The following is a 15317-nucleotide window of genomic DNA, read 5'->3' as shown; positions in this document are numbered from 1 at the left end:
ATTCTCTTTCGCATTCCATTCGGGCCGTTTCTTGTGATTCCCTGCACTGCTTTTCCGCCGCGGGAATTCCTTGGTACGTGCCGTGTATCAAGGAAGGTTCTCCATGAACCCCACACGTACGAACAGCCGTTCCTCCAGCCGCAACCGGACCGACGGTCCGGCTTTCGGCTCCGACGCCGGTTCGCGGCGGGGCGGACGGATCGGCTCGTCCGCCCCGAGCCGTTCAGCGGGTCCGAGCCGGTCAAGCGGACATGGCCGGCGGCCCGCGGCGGTGCAGGGTGAGTTCGCCCTGCCGAAGACGGTGACTCCTGCGCTGCCGGCGGTCGAGGCGTTCGCCGATCTCGACATGCCCAAGCAGCTGCTGGCGGCGCTGACCGCACAGGGCGTGAGCGTCCCGTTCCCGATCCAGGGTGCGACCCTGCCCAACACCCTCGCGGGCCGTGACGCCTTGGGGCGCGGGCGCACCGGCTCCGGCAAGACCCTCGCCTTCGGCCTGGCGCTGCTGGCACGCACCGCCGGTCAGCGTGCCGAGCCCCGCCAGCCGCTGGCCCTGGTCCTCGTGCCGACGCGTGAGCTGGCCCAGCAGGTGACCGACGCGCTCACCCCCTATGCCCGCTCGGTGAGGCTGCGCCTGGCCACCGTTGTCGGCGGAATGTCGATCGGGAGGCAGGCCAACGCGCTGCGTGGTGGTGCCGAGGTCGTCGTCGCGACGCCGGGTCGGCTCAAGGACCTCATCGACCGCGGTGACTGCCGCTTGGACCACGTCGCGATCACTGTCCTGGACGAGGCTGATCAGATGGCCGACATGGGCTTCATGCCTCAGGTCACAGCGCTTTTGGACCAGGTCCGCCCCGAGGGCCAGCGGATGTTGTTCTCCGCGACCCTCGACCGCAACGTCGACCGTCTGGTCCGCCGCTACTTGACCGACCCGGTCGTCCACTCCGTCGACCCGTCCGCAGGCGCGGTCACGACGATGGAACATCACGTGCTGCACGTCCACGGCGCCGACAAGAGCCGGACGACGACACAGATCGCCGCACGCGAGGGCCGGGTGATCATGTTTCTGGACACCAAGCGGGCCGTGGACAAGCTCACCGACCACCTGCTGGCCAGCGGTGTACGGGCCGCCGGCCTGCACGGCGGGAAGTCGCAGCCGCAACGCACCCGGACGCTGGCCCAGTTCAAGACCGGACACGTCACGGTGCTCGTCGCGACGAATGTCGCGGCGCGGGGTATCCATGTCGACAACCTGGAACTCGTCGTCAACGTCGACCCGCCGACCGACCACAAGGACTACCTGCACCGCGGCGGGCGTACCGCGAGGGCAGGGGAGTCCGGCAGCGTCGTCACCCTGGTCACCCCTGACCAGCGCCGCGATATGACCCGCCTCATGACCGCCGCCGGCATCGTGCCCCAGACCACCCAGGTCCGGTCCGGCGAAGAGGCCCTCAGCCGGATCACCGGCGCCCAGACCCCCTCGGGCATCCCGGTGACGATCACCGCTCCGGTCGTCGAGCGGCGTCAGCGCAGCACGTCCTCACGCGGCCGGCGCAGCCCCGCTTCGGCCGCCCGTCGCGTGACCGCGCATCAGTCCTCCTTCGACGCGGCGGCGTGAGAACTCGCGGTGGCGTGCGCAATTCGCGGACGGAAGCTTACCCACTCATGCAGGAGGCACCTTTTGACGCCGGCCCAGACGCAGCCCCGCTCGACGAGTGCCACTGCCGTACCCATGACGGTGGCCGACGCCATGGACAACGCCGGACCGCAGGTCTGTGACGACATGACCGTCGAGGTGGCCCTGTCCGTCATGGCCAGTGCCCGAACCGGGCATCTGCTTGTCTGTGACGACAGCGGCCTGTGTACCGGACTGGTCACCCGGGCTCAACTCACAGCAGCCCGTGACGGCTCCGCGTACTCGGACAGGGCCCAGCTGCGCGACATCCTCGGCGATCGCGGGCCGTTCACCTCGCCCGTGACCACCATGGCCGAAGCCAGGCACATGATGCGCTACAGCCACGTCGAAGCCCTGCCAGTGGTCGACGAGCACGGCAGCGCCTTGGGCCTCCTCGTCCATGCCCGCTGAACCGCCTCAACCGCGGCAGAACCACTCCCTCTTCGTTCCTCTTCTCTGTGAGGCATCATGCGCTGTGTCATCGCCCGCTTCCCGTTCGACCTGACCAGGAGCGGCGTCCTGGAATCGATGAAGGGCATCAAGCCCGAGCAGGCCTCCGGCGAGTCCGTGATCATCGGCCGACGCACCTACCCCGTCAAACAGGTCGGCCAGGTCGTCACACGTCAGGACCGCCGGGACTTCAGCGCCGGCGAAGTCCTCCGAGCCATGACCCAGCTCGGCTTCACCTGCCGCAGCCTCCCCCAGGACCCCGCACCGACCCGCGTTCTCAACCCGCTGCAACGCGCGTCCGCGATGCTCGGTGCCCCTGTGGCCGCCTGACCGGCGGGCAGGCGCGAGCCGCCGGCAGAGCGGCGATGAGGGTCCTACCGGGGTGCGCCGGCAGGACCCTCACCGTGTACCGGGGTTTTCCGGTGCGGCAAGCGGGTCGGTGGCCGGAGTAGCCGAAGTCGCCCATCGTCCAGGCGTCCATTCGACGCGTCTCCCGAGGACGCCCAGCGCTGGCGTGACGCCGCCGCCGCGTTCGCCCAGGCGCCCGACCGTGTCGTGCGCGAGGCCGGAGGACCGTCACGCCAGCCGTTCGACCGGCGGATTCCGGTTGGCGGAGGCTCAGCGGGCCCTCATGCGTTCGTCCAGGCTTCGAGGAAGGCTTTCCGTCCTGTGGGATCGTCCGCCCTGCGGTCGGCGTGCAGGACGTGCCAGGCGGTGAGTTCGAGATCGCGGAGCCAGAGTTCTCCGATGACCTGTGTCTTGAGGTCGGGGAGATGGTCGGATTCGGCGAGGGCTTGGCCGATCACCTCTCCGGCTGCGACGCGTTGCGGTGGGGTCATCTCGTCGACTGCCGAAAGGATCTGCCGGGCCAGGGCGGTCCCCTCGCCTGCCAGGGCTCGCAGCACCTCGGCCTTGATGGTGGCGGGTAGCAGGTAGGCGGTGCCGGAGGACCTCCACAGGTCCGACCAGAAACGTTCCCCTGCCTCGGTGGGGGCAGGGAGCGCGGCCAGCAGTCCGAGGAGATGGCCGATGGCCGCGTAGCCACCTGAGTGGGCAGCCGCGACGACTGCGATGCCGGCGACACGCTCCACATCGAGATGGCCGGCTCCGCGGTTCGGAGCCAGGCCCAATTGGTGTTCCAACTGGCCCGTGAGGGTGGCGGATACGTGAGGGAGGACCTCAGGAAGCATCGGTGGTCCTTGCGGGTAGGCGAGCGGTGGTGCCCGTTCGGAAGCCCTGATCGTTCCCCACGAGGAGCCGGTCTACTCGGCTTTGAGTGTTCAAGCGGTGGCAAACCAAGGGACCACACAGCGGTGAGAGCCCACATCCGGTGACGTGCGGCAGGCTTTCCGGCCGCCCTCTCGACAGGCTTTCCTGCGAGCTCTCCTGGCATGAACGCATGATTGCCAGTGACGCCCAGGAGTCCGGGGGAGGACGGGAATCCGTGCCCCGTGACGCCGCTGAGGTCGAATGTGTCCACGTCGTCTCGGAGCGTGGAGAACACCGCGGAGCCGGGCTGCTCCGCGAACCACCGGATAACGGCGTGGCAGAAAACAGTTAGCCTGTTGCCGCTCTGGTGGAGCATGCGGCCGACTTGGTGGAACCGTTCGAGCCGAGGTTGCGGGGCTGGCTCCATGCCGGAATGGTCCCGGCCGCGCTGATCGACGGCATCGCACTCATCTGCCTGGCACGCACCCCGCAGGCGACCATGGCCTGCGCCGTGTCGCCCTGTCGAGGCGGCACTTGCCGACGGGGCGCGAGGTAATTGACGCTGGAGCACAGAGTTGCCGGGTTCCGGTTGGTCAGGTGTCCCCAAGACCAGGCGGCCCTGTGACCTCGATGGGCGGATGCGGTGCGCTGACCTGCGCGGGTGGCCTTTCGGCTGTTCCACACCCATGCAGGTCCTCGCCCCGTGACGGCCCCGGCGGGGCCCTGGCCCCGCCTCCGCACCCGGTCGCCCCACCTCGCCGCCCGCCCCACCATGGCTGGATCTTGCCGATTGTTAAGATCCAGCCATGGCGAGAGCGCACGTGGTGGCTGTACTGGCCTTCGATGGAATGGCGCCCTTCGAGCTGGGCGTGGTGGTGGAGGTCTTCGGCCTGTCCCGGCCCGAGCTGGGAGACCTGCCCTGGTACGAGCTGCGGGTGTGCGCCGAGGAACCCGGCCGGGATCTGCGGGCGGTCGGCGGATTCACGCTGCGCGCCGAGCACGGGCTCGATGCGCTCACCGCGGCGGACACGGTGATCGTGCCGGGAGTGGCCAAGGCCGGGGCGGAGGTCTCACCCGCCCTGGTGGAAGCGCTGCTGCGGGCCCATGCCAGGGGGGCGCGCCTGGTATCGATCTGCTCGGGGGCGTTTGCACTGGCCGCGTCCGGCCTGCTGGAGGGCCGGCGCGCCGCCACCCACTGGCGCTACGCCCGCGCGCTTGCCGAACGGCATCCCGGGATCGAGGTCGACCCCGGCGTTCTGTACGTCGACAACGGCGATGTCCTCACCAGCGCGGGGAGTGCCGCCGGTATCGACCTGTGCCTCTACCTGGTCCGGGCGGATCACGGTGCGGCCGTGGCCAACACGGTGGCGCGCCGTTTCGTCGTTCCGCCGCACCGCGAGGGCGGGCAGGCCCAGTTCATCGAGGCGGCGGTGGGAGAGATCGGCCCCGAGGACGACGGCGTCACGCAGAGCATGGACTGGGCGTTGCGCCATCTACACACACCGCTGTCCGTGCCCGCCCTGGCCCGGGCAGCGTGCATGTCGGAACGCTCGTACTCGAGGCACTTCGCCCGCCGCAACGGCGTGAGCCCGATGCGCTGGGTCATCGCCCAGCGGGTAGCCGCCAGCCTGCCGCTGCTCGAGTCCGGTGAGGGCACCGTGGACGAGGTCGCCGCCGCGGTCGGCTTCGACAGCACCGGGACGTACCGGTACCACTTCACCCGTCAGATGCGTACGACGCCGACGGCCTACCGCAAGACGTTCACCCGCGTCCCGAGCGCGCGTGACGGTCGGCCCGTACGACCGGCACGGCTGGCGGAATCTTGATGACCAGTGGCGTCCACGCCACTCGTAGGGCGGGCCCAGGAATCAGAGGATGGAGCCATCGTCGGCCGGGGAAACCCGGCGCGGCCCACCGGCCCTCGTCCCGACCAGCAAGAACAAGAGGCACCCCATGTCTGCCACCGCTTCCGCCGAGATCACCAGCGCCGTCCTGAGCGTGCCCGCCGCCGCCCCGGCCGAGGGCGCCGCCCACTACGCCGCCCGACTCGCCTTCGAGGCGGATGTCTCCGACGTCCACACCGATCTGGCATCCGGCGCACCCGGGATCGTGGTGGTCGACACCCGCAGCGAGGCCGCCTGGGACCAGGGCCACATCCCCGGCGCCCTCCACATTCCCACCGCACAGATCGCCGACCTGGCACCGCGGCTGATCGACCCGGCCCAGACCGTGGTCACCTACTGCTGGGGCCCCGGCTGCAACGGCGCGACCCGCGCGGCGTTGGCCTTCGCCCTCCTCGGCCACCCGGTCAAGGAAATGCTCGGCGGCTTCGAGTACTGGGCACGTGAGGGCTTCGCCTACGACTCCGCCGCCGGCTCCGAGCAGCGTCCTGTCGACGATCTGACCGCCCCGCGCTCGGGCATCTCCTGCGCATGCTGAAGGAAGCCGCATGGCCGGACGGTGTCATCCGTCCGGCCACCGCGGCCGACCTGCCGGCGATAGCCCACCTGTGCGCGATCGTCAACATCTCCTCGGCCGCAGCGACCATAGGCAGCCCCGGCCAGTACGTGCATTACGCCGCAGCGAAAGCCGCAGTGGACGCGATGACCGTAGGGCTGTCCAAGGAAGTCGCCCCGGACGGCATACGCGTCAACTGCGTCGCTCCCGGCACTATCTGGACGGACTTCCACGCCGACCCCGAGCGCCCCGCCAAGGTTGCCGACCCATATCCCCATGGGCAGGGCCGGGCAGCCCGCGGAGATCGCCGGCGCCGTTTCCTGGCTCCTGTCGTCCGATGTCGCCTACACAACCGCGCGGTCCTGCGCGTTGCCGGTGGCCTATGAGCGCGTGCTGCATCGGACATGACGTGAAGCTCTGCGCCGCTGCGATGTCTGCCCAGCGCCGCAGTCCGGGGGCGTTCTCGACGGCGTCGCCCAGCGCACGGGCGCAGTCGATGCACCTTTCGGTGATTTCGCGGTGACCGTCCCGGCCGTAGGCCCGCAGAGTGAACCACGCAGCGAGAGCGCGCAGGCGACGGGAGTTCTCCGGGGTGAGGTGAGCCATGTCCGGGGTGTCCCCGAGCGGGCCGAGGTAGGCCGCCGCGTTCTGGAAGACGCTCGTCTGCAGGTCGGGGCGGCGGGTGAACTGTACGGCGCTGTCATAGGGAACGTTCAGCCACTTGTGCAGGTCGATGCAGATCGAGTCGGCCAGGTCGAGGCCGTCGACCAGGTGGGCGTGTTCGGGCGACAGGGCTGCAAAGGCGCCGAAGGCTGCGTCCACGTGCAGCCAGAACGAGTAGCGCTCGCGCAGTACGGCGATGGCGCGCAAGTCGTCGAAGTCGACGGTGTTGACCGTACCTGCGTTGGCGACGACGATGACAGGGCCGTCGCCCTCACCTTCGGCGAGCGCGTGTTCCAGGGCCGCCAGGTCGACCGCTTCCCGCCCGGGGCGGGTCGGCACCCGTACCAGGGCCTGGCGTCCCAGGCCGAGCATCGACAACCCCTTGGGCACGCTGGAGTGCGCAGCTCCTGACAGCACCCGCAGAGTGCCGAGCGCACCTGCGCCGTGCTCAGCCGGTGAAATGCCCTGCTGTTCTCCGAGCCATTCGCGGGCGATGGCAAGGCCGACGGTGACACCGTCGCCGAACGCGTACGCGCCCGCATGAGCGACATCACCGCCGGCCGCGTCGCCGCCCCCGCCCGGCTCACCGTCGTCGCCGGGCCCGTCGGGTGCCTCGTCCACGTCGGTCCCGGCGCCATGCAGAAGCCGGCAGGGCTGCTCGCGCAGATCGAAGAGGCGGGCTTGCCTACGGACGAGAGGGACGGGGCGGGGGACACCGACGGCGCCCCGTCATCGGTGTCGCGGCCTACGAGGCGGTATACCGCTCGCCACCGGTCGCGGTCCCATGTGTTCATGCTGCTGAACAGTAATCACGTACAAGTATATTGACGTGTACACGTCATGGGTCTACCGTCCTGGACAGCCCTTAGAAAGCGCTTGCCCCGCATTCGGTGAGGTAAGCGGTCGCACCGTCTGTTCAGGATCCTGATCAGTCGGGCGATCGCAGCCGGAGCCGCAACAGGAAGGACCGGACCCCCTGCGCCGACCTGAACACATCGCCCGGGTCGCCCCCGGACCGAGCTGAGCCGGCGCACCCGTCAGTTCCTGGATTCGCCCCTCCACCCCACTGGTCAGACGGATCACCCGACCTGGAGACGAACGATGCAGAAGACAAAGCCCGTCATCGCCTGCGCCGGCCTGCTGGCCGGCTCGCTCATCACACTGTCCGGCCCCATGGCTCAGGCCGCGCCCGGCCCCCGCGGAGCCGAGACGCGCACAGCGGTCGACTTGGTGCGGCCGGCCGCGGGTGCCTTGTACGTGGCACCGGACGGCGGTGACGACGCGGCGGGTACGGAGTCCGACCCGACGACGCTGTCCTCGGCCATCAGCCGTGTCGCGTCCGGCGGGACGATCTATCTCCGGGGTGGGACGTACTCCTACTCCGAGACGGTCGTCATCCCACCGGGCAACGACGGGACATCGAGCGCCCGCACGACGCTGTCCGCCTATCCGGACGAGACCCCGGTCCTCGACTTCTCGGACATGGCGGAGGACCCGGCCAACCGCGGCCTGGCCGTGAACGGGTCGTACTGGCACGTCAACGGCATCGTCGTCGAGCACGCCGGTGACAACGGGATCTTCGTCGGCGGCAGCCACAACGTCATCGAACGGGTCGTGACGCGCTTCAACCACGACTCGGGCCTGCAGATCTCGCGGATCGCCTCCGACACCCCCGACGACGAGTGGCCGGCCGACAACCTCATCCTGAGCTCGGAGTCGCACGACAACGCCGACTCCGACGGGGAGGACGCCGACGGCTTCGCCTCGAAACTCACCTCGGGCCCCGGGAACGTCTTCCGCTACACCGTGTCCCACAACAACATCGACGACGGCTGGGACCTCTACACCAAGTCGGAGACCGGCCCCATCGGCCCGGTGACCATCGAGGACTCACTCTCCTACGGCAACGGCACCCTCTCCGACGGGACCGTGAACGAGGACGGCGACCGCAACGGCTACAAGCTCGGCGGCGACGGCATCGAGGTCGACCACATCGTCCGGCGCAACATCGCCTACGACAACGGCCACCACGGATTCACCTACAACAGCAACCCTGGCTCGATGACGGTGTCGGACAACGTCAGCATCGACAACGCCGAGCGCAACTTCTCCTTCGACAAGGGCACTTCCGTGTTCCGCGACAACGTCTCGTGCCGCAGCGGCGACGGGTCCAACGACAAGACCGTGGGTGACGCCGACGGCTCCAACCAGTTCTGGACCGGCTCGAACGGTTCGGCCTGTTCCGCGTACCCGGGCGCGATGGACTGGTCCTTCGCGGAGGACGGCTCCCTCGTCGTGACCTTCGGTGGCAACAAGGTGACGCCGTAGTCCGTCGGCGCACCCCCCGACGCCTCCGCCGCTCCGTCCGCCTGATCCGGACGGGCCGGTGGAGGCCGTGGGTCCGCTTCCGGTGAGGTTTCGGTCACCTTCCCGCAATGAAACATGCCGGAAACGCGACGGCGCCCTCCGTGAAACGCGCGCCCGCAACCCTCTTCGGGCCGGATCCCACGCCGCTCCGAGGAGGGACCTCTCTCTTGACCCCCGTGACTCTGGCCTCGGCAGGCCTCGACACAGGCGACACAGCCTGGCTCCTCGCCGCCACCGCCCTCGTCCTGCTGATGACGCCGGGCCTGGCCCTGTTCTACGGCGGCATGGTCCGTACGAAGAGCGTCCTCAACATGCTGATGATGAGCTTCGTCTCGATCGCCCTGGTCACCGTCGTCTGGCTGGTCGCCGGTTATTCGCTGGCCTTCGGCGACGACACCTTCGCCGGACTCATCGGCGGGCTCGGCCACGTGGGTATGGTCGGCATCGGACCCGACGACCTCACCGGCAGCGTCCCCACCCTGCTGTTCACCACCTTCCAGCTCACCTTCGCGATCCTCACCGCCGCGCTGGTCAGCGGAGCGATCGCGGACCGTATGAAATTCGCGGCGTGGCTGGTCTTCGTGCCGGTGTGGACCCTGCTCGTATACGTTCCCGTCGCCCACTGGGTATGGGGGCCCGGTGGGTGGATCGCGGACTCGCTCGGCGCCCTGGACTTCGCCGGGGGCCTCGTCGTGGAGATCACGTGCGGGGCGTCGGGCCTCGCCCTCGCCCTGGTGATCGGCCCGCGCATCGGCTTCAAGAAGGACGCCATGCGGCCGCACAACCTGCCGATGGTGATGCTCGGTGCCGGCCTGCTCTGGTTCGGCTGGCTCGGCTTCAACGGCGGATCGGCTCTCGGTGCCAACGGCCTGGCCGCCGCCTCGGTCCTCAACACCCTGGTCGCCGGGTGCACCGGCCTGCTCGGCTGGCTCTTCGTCGAGCAGAGGCGGGACGGCCACCCGACCACCTTCGGTGCGGCGTCCGGTGCGGTCGCGGGCCTGGTGGCGATCACCCCGGCGTGCGGAACGGTCGGCGTCCTCGGCGGCGCCGTCGTCGGACTCGTGGCCGGCGTCGTCTGCTCGTACGCGGTCGCGTGGAAGTTCCGGTTCGACTACGACGACTCCCTGGACGTGGTGGGCGTGCACTTCGTGGGAGGCGTGGTCGGCACACTGCTCGTCGGGCTGTTCGCGACGGCGACGATGACGGGTGGTACGGAGGGTCTCCTCTACGGCGGCGGGGCGGGCCAGCTCGCCCGGCAGGGCGTCGCCGTGCTCGCCGTGGCCGCGTACACCTTCCTGGTGACCTACGGGATCGGCAAGGCGATCGACCGGCTCATGGGTGTGCGGGCGTCCGAGGACGAGGAACTCACGGGCCTGGACCAGACGGTGCACGCGGAGAGCGCCTACGATCACGCCGGTCTGGGTCATGCGGCCACGCAGCCCCCGGGTCGTTCCGCACTTCATTTCAAGGACAGGAGCACCGCCCCATGAAGCTCATCACCGCCGTCGTGAAGCCGCACCGCCTCGACGAGGTGAAGACCGCGCTGCAGGACCTCGGGGTGAAGGGGATGACGGTCACGGAGGCCAGCGGGTACGGACGCCAGCACGGGCACACCGAGGTCTACCGGGGCGCCGAGTACCGGGTGGACCTGGTGCCGAAGGTCCGTATAGAGGTCCTCGTCGAGGACGCGGACGCGGAGCCGGTCCTCGACGCGGTGGTCCGCGCCGCCCGCACCGGCAAGATCGGCGACGGCAAGGTGTGGGCGCTGCAGGTCGAGACGGCCGTACGGGTCCGCACGGGCGAGCGGGGGCCGGAGGCCCTCTGAAGCGCGCTCACGGGCCGGAATTGATCTCGGGCCGTGCCGGCGGGGCCGGTCGACCGCCGGGGCCGCACGGCTTCGGCCGTCAGGAGGTGCCCTTGGGGGAGGGGGTGGTGCTGTTACCGAAGGCGCGCATGGCCAGAGCGCCGGCGAGGGGGCCGGGAGCCAGGAGGAGGAAGGCGTAGTGCCAGCCGACGGCCTCGGCCAGGAGGGGGGTGAGCTGAATGCTGATGACGGTGAGGGCGAACCCGATCGCGGTCTGGCCGGTGAGGGCCGTCCCGATGTAACGGTGGTCGGCGACCTCGCTCAGCGCTGTCGAGAACACCCCTGAGTCGGCGATCACGGCAGCGCCCCACAGGGTGCAGAAGGCGAACAGGAGCAGCGGCGGAGCGTGGAAGAAGAGCGGTGAGACGAGGCAGCACAGGCCGCTGACGAGGAGCGCCGTCAGGGCGGCGGGAGGACGGCCGAAACGGTCGGCACCCCAGCCGCCGAGTAGGCAGCCGACCACTCCGCCGATCCCCATGGTGAGGAACACGGTGATCTCCACGGAGACCGGGAGGTCTCTCGAGGTGCCGGTTGCCAGGAGGAACGACGGGATCCAGGTCCACAGGGCGTAGAGCTCCCACATGTGCCCGAAGTAGCCGAGGTTGGCCAGGCGTGGACCGCGTTCGGTGAACATGGCCAGCGCGTACCGGGGGTTGCGGACGGGGGCGGCCGGTGCTGCGTAGGGGCCGGGCCGCAGGAGGAGCAGTGCGATGACGGAGCCCGCGAGTCCGGCTGCTGCTGCGGCGAGCAGGACACCGCGCCAGGGCAGGGACCCCAGCCCCGCGATGAGATGGGGGAGCGAGGAGCCGAGGGTCAGGGCGGCGATGAGGACGCCCATGGTCCTGCCCCGCCCGGCGCTGCCGGCCCAGGAGGCCATGAGTTTCATGCCGGTGGGGTAGACCCCGGCCAGGAACACCCCGGTCAGCAAGCGCAGCGGAACGGCGACGGCCAGCCGGCCGGCGAACAGGGCCAGCACCAGGGTGCAGGCGGCTGCGGCCGCGGCACTGGCGGCGAGGAGGCGCTGGGGAGGCACGCGGTCCGCCAGGTTCAGGGCGGTCGACGTCACGGCTCCGGCGACGAAGCCGACCTGCACGGAGGCCGTCAGCCATACGGCGCCACCGGCCGTGAGCCCCCAGTCGCTCCGCAGGTTCGGCACCACCGCCGACATGGAGAACCACACGGCGAGGCCGAGCACCTGCACGGCGGCGATCGCACCGCGTTGCACACCGACGTTCACCGAGCGTCCCCCTTGACCGAGTCCGTGTTCACCCTGGCCCCGCGCGCCTGCGGCCGGAAGCAGACCCTAACCGCTTCGGAATCCTGAGCCGCGCTTGCCCTGCGGGCCGGCCCGAGCGGAGCGGCGGTCCCGGGACCCGCACCCTGACCTGCACCGTGCGGGAGACCGGCCGCTCGCGACACGGGTGGGTCGCTCGTCCCCGCCGGAACCGTCCACCTGCGCTTTCAGGGCGAGGTGATCCCACAGCCGCCGACGCGCATCCTGGCGCCGTGGGACCTCCGGCCTCATGCGGACGGCTGCGCCGCCCGTTCAGCCGTTCGCCGGCCGGGCGTGGTGACGGCCGGGCGTCACGAGCCGTCGTCGACCTCGGCTGGTCGGTGTGAGCGTCGTCGTACTCGGCGAGGAGGTGGTCCCGACTGCTGTACGCCGAACTTCCACCCGCGAGGCACACCACGACGCACACTGAAATGCAGTCGATCCTGCGGACAGCCCTGGCTCTGCGCGTTTTCGCGCCCTGGCGGCCCGGGAGCGGCCTGCGACACCGCTTTTCCCGAAAGGCTGTACTCCTGAGTGCGGCAATATCTGTGCCCGCCGGCTGAGAGTTTGACGGCCCAGGCGATGAGGGTTTTCGCCGCAATGGGCGCGGTGTGATTATCCGGCGCAGGGGGGCCGCGCCGGCGTGCTACTGTCGATCTCAGTTGCAGTTGTGGTTCCCAAAACTTCAAGTGCCCCCACTCGGCTCTGCCGGCGGGAGCGCTTTTGTATTTCCGGTCATTTTCCGGGCGGGGTAATCATCGCGGCGACACGGAGTCCGCACAGTGCGGGCTCCGATGTACTGCCCCAAAGGAGATATGACATGGCTGCTGGTACCGTGAAGTGGTTCAACGCGGAAAAGGGCTTCGGCTTCATCGAGCAGGACGGCGGCGGCCCCGACGTCTTCGCCCACTACTCGAACATCGCCGCCCAGGGCTTCCGTGAGCTGCTCGAAGGCCAGAAGGTCACCTTCGACATCGCGCAGGGTCAGAAGGGCCCGACGGCCGAGAACATCGTTCCGGCCTGACGCTGACGCGCACCTGTAGCTGGGGCCCGCATCCTTCGGGGTGCGGGCCCCAGCTACAGGCATTTCCCGGGGTGATTCCACCGCGGACGGTCCGGAAAAATTCCGCGTCCCCACCCCACCCCACGCGCCCGCGCTCCTCGTTCGGTGGATGCAGGTGCATCCCTGTCGAGCCGCGTCGCGGCCGGCGCCCACATCGTGCGCCCCATCACGTCGCCCATTTCGGCGCATGCGCCCGCGGCAATTTCCGCCGGCTGCATTCTTTTGCCACATCATCGGCCCATACCTGTGATTTGCCGTGCCGCTCATCGCTGCGGGAATTCCTTGATATGCGCCACATGCGCCACATCGAGGAAGGTTCCGCATGAACCGCACACGTACGAACGATCGCTCCGCCCGCACCCGTAGTGGCAGTGCCGACGCCGGAAAGGGCGGCAGCCGCTACGGCTCGCAGGCACCGCGACGTTCCGGCGCGCCGGCCCGTACCGGCGGTCACGGTCGCCGGCCCGCCGCCGTGCAGGGGGAGTTCGCGCTCCCCAGGACGATCACTCCGGCACTGCCCGCCGTCGAAGGCTTCGCCGATCTCGGCATGCCCGAGCAGCTGCTGGCCGAGCTCGGCAGGCAGGGCGTGACGGTGCCGTTCCCGATCCAGGGAGCGACGCTGCCGAACTCCCTGGCGGGCCGCGACGTCCTGGGACGCGGGCGTACCGGTTCCGGCAAGACCCTCGCCTTCGGCCTCGCCCTGCTCGCCCGCACGGCCGGCCGGCGCGCCGAGCCCCGCCAGCCGCTGGGGCTGATTCTCGTACCGACGCGTGAGCTGGCGCAGCAGGTGACCGATGCCCTCACTCCGTACGCCCGCTCCGTCCAACTGCGGATGACCACGGTGGTCGGCGGGATGTCGATCGGCAAGCAGGCCGGAGCGCTGCGCGGCGGGGTCGAGGTCGTGGTCGCGACCCCGGGCCGGCTCAAGGACCTCATCGACCGTGGCGACTGCCGGCTGAACCAGGTCAGCATCTCGGTACTGGACGAGGCCGACCAGATGGCCGACATGGGTTTCATGCCGCAGGTCACCGCGCTGCTCGACCAGGTCCTTCCGGAGGGGCAGAGGATGCTGTTCTCCGCCACCCTGGACCGTAACGTCGACCTGCTGGTGCGCCGCTATCTGACGGACCCCGTCGTGCATTCGGTCGACCCGTCGGCCGGTGCTGTGACCACGATGGAGCACCACGTCCTGTACGTCCACGGCGCCGACAAGCACGCCGCCACGACCGAGATCGCCGCCCGCGACGGGCGCGTCATCATGTTCCTGGACACCAAGCACGCCGTCGACCGGCTGACCAAGGACCTCCTCGACAGCGGTGTCCGGGCCGCAGCGCTGCACGGGGGCAAGTCGCAGCCCCAGCGCACCCGCACACTGGCGCAGTTCAAGACGGGGCACGTCAGCGTGCTGGTGGCGACCAACGTGGCGGCGCGGGGCATCCACGTCGACAACCTCGACCTCGTCGTCAACGTCGACCCGCCGACCGACCACAAGGACTACCTCCACCGCGGTGGCCGAACGGCCCGCGCCGGCGAGTCCGGGAGCGTCGTCACCCTCGTCACCCCGAACCAGCGCCGAGACATGGTCCGCCTGATGTCGGACGCCGGGATCCGGCCGCGGACGACGCAGGTCCACTCGGGCGACGAGGCCCTGAACCGGATCACCGGCGCCCAGGCACCGTCCGGAATCCCGGTCGTCATCACCGCACCGGTGGTCGAGCGCCCCAAGCGCAGCGGTGCCTCCTCGCGAGGCCGGCGCCGCCCCTCGTCCGCGCCCCGGCGCGCACCCGTGGGCCGGCCCGACTTCGGCGCGGCTGCGTAGAACTTCGTGATCAGGAAGCTGTCCCATCGAGCAGGAGGCCCCTTTGACGGCTGTTCAGACGCAGTACCGCCCGGCGAGCGCACATCGGGAGCAGCGGACAGTGGTGGAGGCCGCGGACGCGGCCGGGCCGCAGGTCTGTGACGACATGAGCGTCGAGGTGGCGCTGGCCGTCATGGCAGCCGCACGCACGGGTCGACTGGCCGTCTGCGACCAGGACGGCCGGCGTACCGGCCTGGTCACCCTGACCGAACTCGACGCCGTCCGGGACAGTTCCGCGTACACGGATCGTGTCCGGCTGCGCGACATCCTCGGCGACCGCGGGGCGATCACCTCACCTGCGGCCCACGCGGCCGGAAGCCGGTACGCGGTGCGGACCCTTCGGCCGGGCGCCCTGCCGCCGGTCGACGAGCAGGGCATCGCCCCGGGCATCCCCGCCCTTTCCCGCTGAGCCGGCTCCCCTGAACGGCCGTCCTTCCCTTC

The 15317-nt window shown here is 69.9% G+C and carries 13 protein-coding genes and 2 pseudogenes; 12 read left to right on the top strand and 3 right to left on the bottom strand.

Annotated elements, in window-relative coordinates:
* The first annotated feature begins 103 nt into the window (after positions 1-103).
* The 3 genes from QFZ58_RS09575 to QFZ58_RS09565 all read left to right on the top strand — a co-directional run bounded on the left by QFZ58_RS09575 (position 104) and on the right by QFZ58_RS09565 (position 2452).
* Positions 104-1615: a DEAD/DEAH box helicase gene (locus tag QFZ58_RS09575; RefSeq protein ID WP_307124501.1), complete on the top strand. Its 1512-nt coding sequence runs from the start codon at positions 104-106 to the stop codon at positions 1613-1615.
* Between the two features lie 63 nt (positions 1616-1678).
* The gene (locus QFZ58_RS09570; RefSeq protein WP_307124500.1) at positions 1679-2083 is read left to right on the top strand and encodes a CBS domain-containing protein; all 405 of its coding nucleotides are present in this window, start codon (positions 1679-1681) and stop codon (positions 2081-2083) included.
* A 57-nt stretch (positions 2084-2140) separates the two neighbouring features.
* Positions 2141-2452 carry an SCO5918 family protein gene (locus QFZ58_RS09565; RefSeq protein WP_307124499.1) on the top strand — a complete coding sequence of 104 codons (312 nt, stop codon included), beginning with the start codon at positions 2141-2143 and terminating at the stop codon, positions 2450-2452.
* 299 nt (positions 2453-2751) lie between these two features.
* On the opposite strand, the gene QFZ58_RS09560 is transcribed toward QFZ58_RS09565, so the two are convergent.
* The gene (locus tag QFZ58_RS09560) at positions 2752-3312 is read right to left on the bottom strand and encodes a hypothetical protein (protein ID WP_307124498.1); all 561 of its coding nucleotides are present in this window, start codon (positions 3310-3312) and stop codon (positions 2752-2754) included.
* Between the two features lie 825 nt (positions 3313-4137).
* Here QFZ58_RS09560 and QFZ58_RS09555 point away from each other — a divergent pair.
* From QFZ58_RS09555 to QFZ58_RS09545, 3 genes and pseudogenes are all read left to right on the top strand, one after another.
* Positions 4138-5157 (top strand): helix-turn-helix domain-containing protein, encoded by a 1020-nt coding sequence (locus QFZ58_RS09555; RefSeq protein ID WP_307124497.1) that lies wholly within the window; start codon positions 4138-4140, stop codon positions 5155-5157.
* A 127-nt stretch (positions 5158-5284) separates the two neighbouring features.
* Positions 5285-5770 (top strand): rhodanese-like domain-containing protein, encoded by a 486-nt coding sequence (locus QFZ58_RS09550; protein WP_307124496.1) that lies wholly within the window; start codon positions 5285-5287, stop codon positions 5768-5770.
* Between the two features lie 74 nt (positions 5771-5844).
* Positions 5845-6174, top strand: a pseudogene (locus QFZ58_RS09545) (SDR family oxidoreductase); the annotation flags it as partial.
* A gap of 43 nt (positions 6175-6217) precedes the next feature.
* Here the strand turns inward: QFZ58_RS09545 and QFZ58_RS09540 are convergent.
* A pseudogene (locus QFZ58_RS09540) lies at positions 6218-6997 on the bottom strand (aspartate aminotransferase family protein); the annotation flags it as partial.
* Positions 6998-7552: 555 nt separating this feature from the next.
* Here QFZ58_RS09540 and QFZ58_RS09535 point away from each other — a divergent pair.
* From QFZ58_RS09535 to QFZ58_RS09525, 3 genes are all read left to right on the top strand, one after another.
* Positions 7553-8779, top strand: coding sequence for a right-handed parallel beta-helix repeat-containing protein (locus QFZ58_RS09535; protein ID WP_307124495.1), 1227 nt, complete (start codon positions 7553-7555; stop codon positions 8777-8779).
* A 206-nt stretch (positions 8780-8985) separates the two neighbouring features.
* Complete coding sequence (locus QFZ58_RS09530; RefSeq protein WP_307124494.1) at positions 8986-10308, top strand: ammonium transporter; 1323 nt, start codon at positions 8986-8988, stop codon at positions 10306-10308.
* Positions 10305-10643, top strand: a complete 339-nt coding sequence (locus QFZ58_RS09525; protein ID WP_307124493.1) for a P-II family nitrogen regulator — start codon at positions 10305-10307, stop codon at positions 10641-10643. Before QFZ58_RS09530 ends, QFZ58_RS09525 begins: the two co-directional genes overlap by 4 nt.
* Before the next feature lie 79 nt (positions 10644-10722).
* On the opposite strand, the gene QFZ58_RS09520 is transcribed toward QFZ58_RS09525, so the two are convergent.
* Positions 10723-11919 carry an MFS transporter gene (locus QFZ58_RS09520; RefSeq protein WP_307124492.1) on the bottom strand — a complete coding sequence of 399 codons (1197 nt, stop codon included), beginning with the start codon at positions 11917-11919 and terminating at the stop codon, positions 10723-10725.
* Positions 11920-12775: 856 nt separating this feature from the next.
* On the opposite strand from QFZ58_RS09520, the gene QFZ58_RS09515 reads away from it, so the two are divergent.
* From QFZ58_RS09515 to QFZ58_RS09505, 3 genes are all read left to right on the top strand, one after another.
* Complete coding sequence (locus QFZ58_RS09515) at positions 12776-12979, top strand: cold-shock protein (protein ID WP_045556499.1); 204 nt, start codon at positions 12776-12778, stop codon at positions 12977-12979.
* Between the two features lie 361 nt (positions 12980-13340).
* A complete protein-coding gene (locus QFZ58_RS09510) occupies positions 13341-14837 on the top strand; it encodes a DEAD/DEAH box helicase (RefSeq protein WP_307124491.1) in 1497 nt (498 codons plus the stop codon).
* A gap of 43 nt (positions 14838-14880) precedes the next feature.
* Complete coding sequence (locus tag QFZ58_RS09505) at positions 14881-15285, top strand: hypothetical protein (RefSeq protein WP_307124490.1); 405 nt, start codon at positions 14881-14883, stop codon at positions 15283-15285.
* Positions 15286-15317 lie beyond the last annotated feature (32 nt).

Origin of the sequence: Streptomyces sp. B1I3 (genome assembly GCF_030816615.1) — a bacterium.
Classification (GTDB): domain Bacteria; phylum Actinomycetota; class Actinomycetes; order Streptomycetales; family Streptomycetaceae; genus Streptomyces.
This window is presented reverse-complemented; position numbering and strand designations above follow the sequence as displayed.

Coding starts and splice junctions, on each gene's coding strand:
- QFZ58_RS09575 (WP_307124501.1), top strand. CDS start 104: ATGAACCCCACACGTACGAACAGCCGTTCCTCCAGCCGCAACCGGACC.
- QFZ58_RS09565 (WP_307124499.1), top strand. CDS start 2,141: ATGCGCTGTGTCATCGCCCGCTTCCCGTTCGACCTGACCAGGAGCGGC.
- QFZ58_RS09560 (WP_307124498.1), bottom strand. CDS start 3,312: ATGCTTCCTGAGGTCCTCCCTCACGTATCCGCCACCCTCACGGGCCAG.
- QFZ58_RS09555 (WP_307124497.1), top strand. CDS start 4,138: ATGGCGAGAGCGCACGTGGTGGCTGTACTGGCCTTCGATGGAATGGCG.
- QFZ58_RS09550 (WP_307124496.1), top strand. CDS start 5,285: ATGTCTGCCACCGCTTCCGCCGAGATCACCAGCGCCGTCCTGAGCGTG.
- QFZ58_RS09535 (WP_307124495.1), top strand. CDS start 7,553: ATGCAGAAGACAAAGCCCGTCATCGCCTGCGCCGGCCTGCTGGCCGGC.
- QFZ58_RS09525 (WP_307124493.1), top strand. CDS start 10,305: ATGAAGCTCATCACCGCCGTCGTGAAGCCGCACCGCCTCGACGAGGTG.
- QFZ58_RS09515 (WP_045556499.1), top strand. CDS start 12,776: ATGGCTGCTGGTACCGTGAAGTGGTTCAACGCGGAAAAGGGCTTCGGC.
- QFZ58_RS09510 (WP_307124491.1), top strand. CDS start 13,341: ATGAACCGCACACGTACGAACGATCGCTCCGCCCGCACCCGTAGTGGC.